The organism is Rhizobium pisi (assembly GCF_003938655.1).
Taxonomy (GTDB): Bacteria; Pseudomonadota; Alphaproteobacteria; order Rhizobiales; family Rhizobiaceae; genus Rhizobium; species Rhizobium pisi.
Genome location: NZ_RJJT01000055.1, coordinates 1 through 2,566, shown reverse-complemented (window position 1 = coordinate 2,566; position 2,566 = coordinate 1). Strand labels below are relative to the sequence as shown.

The following is a 2,566-nucleotide window of genomic DNA, read 5'->3' as shown; positions in this document are numbered from 1 at the left end:
TGGCAAAGAGATGTGGGCCTATGAGGGTAAGCCGCTTTACACCTATGTCGAGGATAAGAAAGCCGGTGAAGCCAACGGCGATGGCGTTGGAGGAGTGTGGCACGTGGCCAAATAGCTGACTGGCGACAGGTTCGAATGGGCGGTCGTCGGATCGCCCTGAACCCCAAGATTTCAATGACCGGATTATTCATTCGGCGGCCCGCCCCGACGCTCCAGCGCCGTCTTGCGGATGGTCTCAGCGATATCCGGACTACTGCTCGACAACATCTGGAAATCCACGGCGTAGAGCGACAGCAGCGATACCTCGGTTGCTGCGCTGACCGTCGCTGAGCGAGGTTCGCCACTGATCAGCGCCATCTCGCCAAAGAAGTTTCCGGCACCGAGTTCCACTGGATGGTCGGGTGTCGCCACGGTGACCCGCCCCTCGACAATGAAGAACATCTGATCGCCAACATCGCCCTTGCGGCAGATCACGGCACCTGCCGGGACAATGCGCGGTCGCAACGCCCGAACGATCTCGATCAGTGCAGCGGAACCAAGCTTCTGGAACAGGGGTACGGCAGCGACCAATTGCCAGTTGCGAACGAAGTCTTGGCGGCGAACCTCTTCGTAGAAGCCGGTGGCGAGGATGCCGGCCCAAAGTGCAAAAATACCGATACCGCTCATCATCACCAATCCGGCCAGAACTCGACCTGCAAGGCTCTGCGGGATCTCGTCACCGTAGCCGGTCGTCGACAGCGTCACGACCGCCCACCACATCGCCTGCGGAATGCTGCCGAACTTATCGGGTTGGACATCCCGCTCGATTATATAACCGGCCAATGCAGCGCCAAAAAGAACGATGCCGAACACCGATGTCACGCCAAGCAGATTGCGCGATTCATTCGCGACCACCTTTGCCAGCAGCCTGAAGAAGGTCGAGCCGCGCAACGGCTTGAGAAGCCAAATGGCGCAATAGAGGTTTCGATCAGGGGATCCGACGAACAAGAATGCAGCGGCCGGAACCAGTACCGCGAGCAAATCGATCACGAGGGCCGGCATCCCGCCCGACAAGCGATGTCGCCGTGAAAGCAATGTGCCGCTCAATTGGAGGACGTAGACCAGCCAAATTGCCGCAAGTAGCAGCTCAAAGACAAGCCTCTCCTGTCCAGTAAGGCCCTGTGTCGTCAGTGTGGCAACGACCAAGAGACCGATTGTAGCGAACAGCGCGTTGAGCGGCGTCGAAAACTTTGAGAACGGCACTGCCGACATTACATACTCCCAACCACCCGGCATTCGTCGACAATAGATACCTTCGGGCCACACGCAAGGGAACGGGGGACTGATGCGGGTGCCGCCCGAGGATTGTCTTCACAAGCGGAGCCCGTTCGCCGACCTTGGCTGCCGATGCTGGCCTCGTGAACACCTTGGATTTCTCATTGCCCACTGCATATGTCGATGCCCCTAACATTCTTCCATCGACCCGCCGGAATCCCCTGCGCTGTAGGGGGCAACTCCAGCTATGACCAAAACCACTTTCCATTTGTTCCCTTAAAATCCTTCCATCGTGAACACGTCTGGAATCCAAGCATAAAAAAGGCCCGACGTAATCGGGCCCATTTTAGAGATTGATCGCTAGTTTCAGATCAACGCATGCTTCGCCAAATCCTCCCGGCGATAGATTTTCGCTACATGCTTGGCCCCGCGAAGAACCGGGTCGATACCCAACCGATCAAGCTTCTTGACCAACTTCGTTGTCACCATGCCAAGCCTTGGTGCCACTTCCTCTGCCGAGATGTAGGTATTATTGAATGCCTCGATCTCGGCCTTTGAAGCTCGGCGGGCGTGGTTCTTTGCCGTCTCGCGGCGCGGCACGCCCACCAACAATCCGACCCGGAAGAGTTCCTCGACCGTGGACCCAGTCACGCCCAACCGAACGCGGATTTCGTCGGCGGAAAGGGTATCCTCGTATTTCGCGCGTCTTGCGGGTTTCTTCGGTTCCGCCCGTTTCTCCCTTATCATATCCTCAATGCTCAGCTGGATGGTGTCGAGCTTGGCCGAGGCAGGGCAGTCTCACTGATCACGCACGTGTCTAGCAGAAATGCTGTTTTCATGACGCGTTCCCTCTGCCGAAAAAGGGTGCCGAGAGTGTGGTTAATTGATCGATAGCAATTTCGGCGAAATATCGGGGGTGTGTTTGCCACGTCGGTCTAGCCGATGGATGCCTGCTCTACAGCGTCGGAATTCCGTGCTAAGGAAATTTCCGAGAAATGCGGAACGATTCACGCTGATGCCGTCTAAGGAAATTTTAGTGCTGGGTGATGGGTAGTCCTCCCCGCGAATAAGGGGCTTCAAAAGTAGAATTTTCTCGGCAAGATGCTCGAGGAGATTTTTGATGAAGAAGAGCCGATTTACCGAAGCCCAAATCATGGCTGTGTTGCGCCAGGCGGAAGGCGGTGCCCCCGTACCTGAGCTTTGCCGGGAGCATGGCATCAGCAGTGCCAGTTTTTACAAGTGGCGGGCAAAGTATGGGGGCATGGACGCCTCGATGATGAGCCAGATGAAGGCTCTTGAGGACGAGAACCGT

The 2,566-nt window shown here is 56.7% G+C and carries 3 protein-coding genes and 1 pseudogene; 2 read left to right on the top strand and 2 right to left on the bottom strand.

Going from position 1 to position 2,566, the window contains the following annotated elements; translation table 11 throughout:
- A pseudogene (locus EFD55_RS32805) lies at positions 1–115 on the top strand (hypothetical protein); the annotation flags it as partial.
- Between the two features lie 68 nt (positions 116–183).
- Here EFD55_RS32805 and EFD55_RS32800 read toward each other — a convergent pair.
- Together EFD55_RS32800 and EFD55_RS32795 are read right to left on the bottom strand one after the other, a co-directional pair.
- The gene (locus tag EFD55_RS32800; protein WP_125851266.1) at positions 184–1,251 is read right to left on the bottom strand and encodes a cyclic nucleotide-gated ion channel; all 1,068 of its coding nucleotides are present in this window, start codon (positions 1,249–1,251) and stop codon (positions 184–186) included.
- 369 nt (positions 1,252–1,620) lie between these two features.
- Entirely contained in the window at positions 1,621–2,001 is a 381-nt protein-coding gene (locus EFD55_RS32795) for a hypothetical protein (protein WP_125851264.1), read from the bottom strand.
- A gap of 373 nt (positions 2,002–2,374) precedes the next feature.
- Here EFD55_RS32795 and EFD55_RS32790 point away from each other — a divergent pair.
- Positions 2,375–2,566: transposase (locus EFD55_RS32790; RefSeq protein WP_148102919.1), on the top strand; the 192-nt coding region annotated here is incomplete at its 3' end.

Coding starts and splice junctions, on each gene's coding strand:
- EFD55_RS32800 (WP_125851266.1), bottom strand. CDS start 1,251: ATGTCGGCAGTGCCGTTCTCAAAGTTTTCGACGCCGCTCAACGCGCTG.
- EFD55_RS32795 (WP_125851264.1), bottom strand. CDS start 2,001: ATGATAAGGGAGAAACGGGCGGAACCGAAGAAACCCGCAAGACGCGCG.